The following is a 5,622-nucleotide window of genomic DNA, read 5'->3' as shown; positions in this document are numbered from 1 at the left end:
CTAGCAACTGCGGCAAAATGTTATGCTTTTATCAAGCGTCGTGGTTATGTAATTCCGGAAGATGTTCGTGCGGTTGTGTACGACGTATTGCGTCATAGAATTGGTGTGACTTACGAAGCTGAGGCTGAGAACGTAACGTCGGTCGATATCATCAATAAAATCATCAATGAAGTTGAAGTTCCTTAATCTGTTCTGAAGCCACACCACATGGACACAAAAGAACTATTAAAGAAAGTCCGCAAGATTGAAATCAAAACCAAGCGCCTGAGTGATCATATTTTCTCGGGAGAATATCACACGTCGTTTAAAGGACGTGGCATGACGTTTAGTGAAGTTCGTCAATATAACTTTGGCGACGACATCCGCAACATCGATTGGAACGTTACGGCGCGCTATAACGAACCTTTTGTGAAGGTTTTTGAAGAAGAACGCGAACTCACGATGATGTTACTTGTTGATATTAGTGCCTCGTCGAATTTCGGTTCAACGGCACAGTTTAAAAACGAAATCATTACCGAAATAGCCGCGACTTTAGCCTTTGCTGCTACAAACAACAATGATAAAATTGGTTTGATTTTGTTCACTTCGCAAGTTGAATTGTACATTCCACCGAAGAAAGGAAAGTCGCACGTATTGCGTATTATCCGCGAACTGATCGAATTTCAGCCAAAACAAACCGCTACTAATTTGGCCGAAGCGCTCCGTTTTTTATCGGCTACTCAGAAAAAACGCGCTATTGTTTTCGTGATTTCCGATTTTATGTCAGATCCGTACGATTCGACACTCAAGATAGCGGCACGCAAGCACGATATTACGGGAATTCGTGTGTACGACGAGCGCGAGCAAACGCTTCCTGCTGTGGGTTTGATTCCGGTTTTTGATGCCGAAGCACAGCAATACGTTTATGTGGACAGCAACCGGAAATCGGTTCGTGACGCCTACAAGCAAACGTTTGTTCAACAAGCTAATTTCTTTAAAGAAACGTTCAGCAAATGCGGTGCGGGTGTCGTTAATACGCGTGTCGACGAAAGTTATGTAACCAAATTACTCGCCTTTTTTAAATCCAAAAACTGATGCGCAGCCTACGAATACTTTTTCTTATTCTTGCCTCGATACCGGTTTTCGGACAGCAAGCAACGGTGAAGATGTCTGTAGATTCTACAGCAAAGAAAATTGGTTCCGAGTTCCGTGTAACCGTGCGGACAACCGTGGATACAGCTGATATCGTGAAATTTCCGTTGGCTCCCCGATTCGGAAATCTAGAGGTCATTCGAAATTATAAAGTAGATACCATAGAACAAGGCGCAAAAATCGAACTGATCAAACGCTACGGACTTACGCAATTCGATAACGGCAAATACGTCATTCCGAAACTTCCTATAAAAATTAACGGCGAAGTGTACTTTACCGATGCCATTCCGATTGAAGTGGCTGCTGTCAAAGTGGACACGCTGAAGCAAAAAATGTTCGACATTAAAACCGTTGTTGGTCCGGAAGGCAGCACCGACTGGTCGCTCCTTTGGTTGTTACTTGTTGTCGTTATTCTACTCGCGATAGCAATTTGGTATGCGAAACAAAAGAAAGCGGCTGCAAGCTTAGAGAAAGTCGTTGTTTATAAAACACCGATAGATAAAGCAACGAATCTTCTAAAATCGCTCGAAAGCAAACAACTGTGGCAGAAAGGCGAGGTAAAAGCGTATTATTCTGAACTTACAGATATTGCTCGAACATACATTGAGGAAGAAATTAAAATTCCGGCTTTGGAAAGCACTACCGCAGAGCTAATTGTAGCTTTGAAGAACGTGGCCAAACAGAAAAAATACAAACTATCGGCTGATACGTTAGAAGATTTAAAACAAGTTTTGATGCAAGCGGATTTGGTGAAATTTGCGAAATCGAAACCCTTAGAATTTGAAATCGAAGCCGACAAACAGCGCATTGAGAAAACGATTGTGACCTTACACCAAGCGATTCCGGAAGAGATTTTGGAAGAAGAATCGCCAGTGGAAGAACTACAGGAATCACGCGCAGCTAAAAAGCGCAGAAAACGTCAGGTTCGAATGCTTGTCGCCGCTTCCATTGCCGCTATTCTTCTTTGTTTAGGCACTTGGATTGCAATTTCGGGTTATACCGAAGTTAAAGATACGCTGCTTTTTAACCGAGGGAAAATCTTGCTTGAAGGCGAATGGATTAAAAGTGAATACGGCTATCCTGGCATTACCATTGAAACGCCTACGGTGCTTAAACGCGAGAAAAAAACACTTTTGAACGCAACGCAGCCGGCACAAATTGCGAATATGCAAAACTTTTCTTCAGGCGACTTCTCCGACGCTTTTTCGATTAGTATTTCAACACTTACTTCAAAAGATACGACGCAAATTCCGTTGGATAAAGTACTGGAAGAAACCTTGCAGCGCTTAGAACGAAATAATGCACGAAACATCATTGGAGATCAGGGCGAATTCACTACACCCAATGGTATATCGGGCTTGCGCGGCATGGGAACGTTCTCTCAAATCAACACCCTGACCAACAAGAGCACAAAGTATTATTACGAGCTATTCATCTTTAATCAAGAAGGAGGAATTCAGAAAATATTGTTGGCACATCCGGAAGGCGATAGCTACGGAAAGAAAATCGCAGAACGCGTAATTAATAGTATCGAACTCAGACAACTCAACAACAATGCAGGGAACTAGTTTTTTAAATCCTGAGTTTTTATGGTTGCTACTTTTGCTACCTGGGCTTGCCGTGTTTCAGTATTTTTTCCGAAACAAGCGAACGCCAAAAATGCAGCTAAGCAGCACTAAAGCTTTTGCCAAAGCGCAGCGATTTCCTGTAATTCTTGATCAAATCTTATATTACGGACGATTATTAGCGTTTGCGAGCTTAATTGTGGCACTGGCTCGACCACGATCTGTAGATGTTTCCAGCCAGACCAAAACCACCAAAGGAATCGACATTGTTATGGCAATGGACGTTTCGGGTTCGATGTTGGCGAAAGATTTGAAACCCAACCGAATGAACGCACTCAAACGCGTTGCAGCTCAATTTGTATCGGAACGACCTAACGACCGTATTGGAATCGTGGTATATTCCGCGGAAGCGTACACAAAAACACCGGTAACAAGCGACAAATCGGTTATTTTACAAGCGCTCGACGGCGTAAAGTACGACCGCATCTTGCAAGACGGAACGGGAATTGGCATGGGACTCACAACTGCCATTAACCGATTAAAAGACAGTAAAGCAAAGAGTCGAATCATTATTTTGCTGACCGACGGTGTAAATAATGCCGGATTTATAGAACCGGAAACGGCTGCCGAAATTGCTAAAGAATTTGGAATTAAAGTGTACACTATAGGTATCGGAACCAATGGCATGGCCGATTTTCCGTACGCCATTGCACCCGATGGTTCGTTTTTATTCCGCATGATGAAAGTGGAAATCGACGAGCAACTCATGAAAAATATCGCTGCAAAAACCGGAGGAAAGTACTTTAGAGCAACTTCAAACCAACGGTTAAGTCAGATTTATAAAGAAATCAACAAACTAGAAACGACCGAAATCGAGGAATTGAAATTTTACGATTACGACGAAAAATACCGACCTTTTGTTTGGTTAGCTTTCGGATTGTTGTGTTTTGAATTTTTGGTTCGTCAAACGTATTTTAGAAACCTTGTTTAGTTATGTTCGAATTTGAAAATACAAGCTATTTCTACTTGCTCGCCATCGTTGGTTTTTTTGTGGCGTTGTTCTTGTTCGGACGCCTTCGCGTGAAGCTGGCGCGGAAGAAATTTGCACAAGAAAGTGCTCTTCAAAAACTAATTCAAGAACGATCTACTTCAAAAACGTGGTTGAAAGCAGGACTTTTTTTACTGGGATTAAGTGCTGTAATAATTGCTTTGGTGAATCCGAAAGTGGGGACAAAAACCGAAACCGCGAAACGCCAAGGAATAGATATTGTTTTTGCACTCGACGTTTCAAAAAGTATGCTGTGCGAAGATGTAGCGCCAAATCGATTGGAAAAATCAAAGCAAATCATTTCGCAAATCATGAATCAGCTCGGCGGCGATCGCGTGGGTTTGGTCGCTTACGCCGGCAGTGCATTTCCGGTTCTGCCCATCACTTCCGATTTTGGTGTAGCACGTATGTTTCTACAAAGTGCAAATCCGACGATGGTTTCCTCACAAGGAACTTCGCTCAATGATGCGATTCAGATTTCTGCCGGCTATTTTGAAGAAGATTCGAAAGTAAATAAGCTTTTGATTCTGATTTCAGACGGCGAAGATCATTCTGAAGGAGCTTCCGATGCCGCCGAAGAAGCGAATAAAATTGGCCTCAAAATCCTAACTATTGGCGTTGGAACCGAGCAAGGCGGCCCCATTCCTCTTAAAGAAAACGGTATCACCAAAAGCTTCCAACGCGATAATGCTGGACAAGTAGTAACGACCAAAAGAAATGAGGCGTCCTTAAAAGAAATTGCCGACGCAACAAACGGTGCTTATGTTAACGGAAACGAAACTAAAGGAACCCTTGAAGCTGTAAAAGCGGCTCTCGATAACATCGAAAAAAGCGACTTGGAATCGAAAGAATACACCGATTTTAACTCGCAATTCCAGTGGTTCATCGGTTTGGCATTGCTGCTTTTGTTCATCGACTTTTTAATGTTAGAACGAACTACAGCTTGGTTAAAGAAGTTAAATCTGTTTAACGAATAGTCATGAAAAAACAATTGTACCTCATAGCGTTTGTACTTTTCGGCTATTGCGGATTTTCCCAATCGGCTAAAAGCCAAATCGCGCGCGGCAACGACGAATTTGAAAATAAAAACTACAACGAAGCTGAAACGGCGTATCGAATGGCTACTTCAAAAGGAGAAGGCGTTCGGGGAAGCTATAATTTAGGAAACGCTATTTATCGAATGAAACAGCCTGCCGAAGCTGGCTTTGCATACTTTCGTTCGGTTGAGAATGCCAAAACGAGACCCGAGAAACACAAGGCGCTTCACAACTTGGGAAATGTATTTATGAATATGAAAGATTACGCAAAAGCAGTCGAAGCTTATAAAAATGCGTTAATTAATGACCCAACCGACGAAAAAACGCGCTATAATTACGCTTTGGCAAAAGAACTCTTGAAAAAGAACCCGCCAAAGAACAACGATAAAGACAAAAACAAGGATAAAAAAGAGAAGAACAAAGAGAAAAATAAACAGGATCAGAACAAGAAAGACGACAAAAACAAAGATCAAAAGCAAGATCAGCCAGGTAATGATCAAAAAAAGAACGATAACAAAAATCCTGGAAAACAAAATCCTGGAAAAGCAGGAATATCCAAAGATCGCATGCAGAATTTACTCGATGCGGTAAATAACGAAGAAAAGAAAATTCAAGATAAAGTAAACAAAAACAAGATAAAAGGAAAACCCGTTCAATCGGAAAAAGACTGGTAGAACCGCATGAATATGAAACTCGTAACATACATTTCTGCAATTTTCTTCTTGCTGCTGCAAACCGCTACTGCACAAGTACAGTTTGAAGCAAAAGTGAGTAAAACCACTTTGGGCATTAACGAAAGGCTCAGAATTGATTTTACCATGAACGACGATGGCGATAATTT

5 protein-coding genes and 1 pseudogene are annotated in these 5,622 nt (G+C 41.8%); all 6 read left to right on the top strand.

Annotation, left to right across the window (positions count from 1 at the left end):
• Nucleotides 1-186, top strand: a pseudogene (locus tag Q0064_RS03050) (ATPase); the annotation flags it as partial.
• Nucleotides 187-207: 21 nt separating this feature from the next.
• Nucleotides 208-1,074 carry a DUF58 domain-containing protein gene (locus Q0064_RS03045; RefSeq protein WP_298144116.1) on the top strand — a complete coding sequence of 289 codons (867 nt, stop codon included), beginning with the start codon at nucleotides 208-210 and terminating at the stop codon, nucleotides 1,072-1,074.
• Nucleotides 1,074-2,699: a BatD family protein gene (locus Q0064_RS03040; protein WP_298144113.1), complete on the top strand. Its 1,626-nt coding sequence runs from the start codon at nucleotides 1,074-1,076 to the stop codon at nucleotides 2,697-2,699. The genes Q0064_RS03045 and Q0064_RS03040 overlap by 1 nt, the downstream gene beginning before the upstream one ends.
• A complete protein-coding gene (locus tag Q0064_RS03035; protein WP_298144110.1) occupies nucleotides 2,686-3,687 on the top strand; it encodes a VWA domain-containing protein in 1,002 nt (333 codons plus the stop codon). Before Q0064_RS03040 ends, Q0064_RS03035 begins: the two co-directional genes overlap by 14 nt.
• 2 nt (nucleotides 3,688-3,689) lie before the next feature.
• A complete protein-coding gene (locus tag Q0064_RS03030; RefSeq protein WP_298144107.1) occupies nucleotides 3,690-4,721 on the top strand; it encodes a VWA domain-containing protein in 1,032 nt (343 codons plus the stop codon).
• A gap of 2 nt (nucleotides 4,722-4,723) precedes the next feature.
• Nucleotides 4,724-5,455, top strand: coding sequence for a tetratricopeptide repeat protein (locus Q0064_RS03025; protein WP_298144104.1), 732 nt, complete (start codon nucleotides 4,724-4,726; stop codon nucleotides 5,453-5,455).
• Nucleotides 5,456-5,622 lie beyond the last annotated feature (167 nt).

This window comes from Flavobacterium sp. (assembly GCF_027490375.1).
GTDB lineage: Bacteria > Bacteroidota > Bacteroidia > Flavobacteriales > Flavobacteriaceae > Flavobacterium.
The sequence above is the reverse complement of the archived record's forward strand: the minus strand, read 5'-3'. Positions and strand labels throughout refer to the sequence as shown.

Bases quoted from the DNA above. Each gene is read 5' to 3' on its own strand.
- Q0064_RS03045 (WP_298144116.1), top strand. From the start codon at position 208: ATGGACACAAAAGAACTATTAAAGAAAGTCCGCAAGATTGAAATCAAA.
- Q0064_RS03040 (WP_298144113.1), top strand. From the start codon at position 1,074: ATGCGCAGCCTACGAATACTTTTTCTTATTCTTGCCTCGATACCGGTT.
- Q0064_RS03035 (WP_298144110.1), top strand. From the start codon at position 2,686: ATGCAGGGAACTAGTTTTTTAAATCCTGAGTTTTTATGGTTGCTACTT.
- Q0064_RS03030 (WP_298144107.1), top strand. From the start codon at position 3,690: ATGTTCGAATTTGAAAATACAAGCTATTTCTACTTGCTCGCCATCGTT.
- Q0064_RS03025 (WP_298144104.1), top strand. From the start codon at position 4,724: ATGAAAAAACAATTGTACCTCATAGCGTTTGTACTTTTCGGCTATTGC.